Genomic DNA, 842 nt, shown 5'->3' on the forward strand with positions numbered 1-842 from the left:
GGTCGCGGCGGCGGCCCGGACCGGGGGATGCCCCCGGACGGGACCGCGGCGGCAGGGGCAGCCGGCGCTGGCGGCGATGATGCGGTACATGTCCTTGAGTCTATGAGAACCGGGCTACAGGAACGCCAGCATGAGGCCGACGGCGATGAACAGCGTGCCGAAGACCCGGTTCATCATCATCAGCCCGCGCGTGGTCCGCGTGAAGCGCTGGAAGGACCGGGCCGCGGCAGCGAAGAAGAACCACATCACGAGGATGTCCACCACCACCACGGTGGCGATCAGGACCAGGTACTGCGGCAGCTGGGGCTGGTCCAGCCGGATGAAGCCGGGCATGAAGGCCAGGAAGAAGACGATCGCCTTCGGGTTGAGCAGGTTGACCCAGAGTCCGCGCCGGAACATGGAGAAGGCGGGCTCGTTGCGCCGCGACTCTTCGATTTCCGCGGTGCCCGTCGGCTTGGCGAAGAACTGCCGCAGGCCCAGGTAGATCAGGTACACCGCGCCGGCGTACTTGATGGCGGCGAACAGCATCGGCGAATTGGATACCAGCAGGCCCAGGCCCAACGCCACGATCACCACGTGGATGACCAGGGCGGCCTGCTGGCCCAAAATCCCCCAGATGGAACGGCGGAAGCCGGCGTTGAGCGAGTTGCTCATGGTGTTGATGGCGCCGGCGCCGGGGGTGAAGCTGATGACCAGGGTGGCGCCGAGCAGCGCCAGCCATAAGGAGATTTGCACCAGATGATCCTACGGTGCGGACCGGCAGGTTTCGGTCAGCGGGACTCGAGCACGGCCATGGCCGCGTTGTGGCCGCCCAGGCCGCTGACCCCGCCGCCGCGCCGCGC

The 842-nt window shown here is 67.6% G+C and carries 1 protein-coding gene; it reads right to left on the minus strand.

All coding sequences use genetic code 11. The features are described from left to right. Nucleotides 1–114: 114 nt before the first annotated feature. Nucleotides 115–735 (minus strand): LysE family transporter, encoded by a 621-nt coding sequence (locus AC5RUJ_RS17425; protein WP_494022345.1) that lies wholly within the window; start codon nucleotides 733–735, stop codon nucleotides 115–117. Nucleotides 736–842 lie beyond the last annotated feature (107 nt).

The sequence above is a fragment of the Arthrobacter sp. Y3223164 genome, from assembly GCF_059091005.1.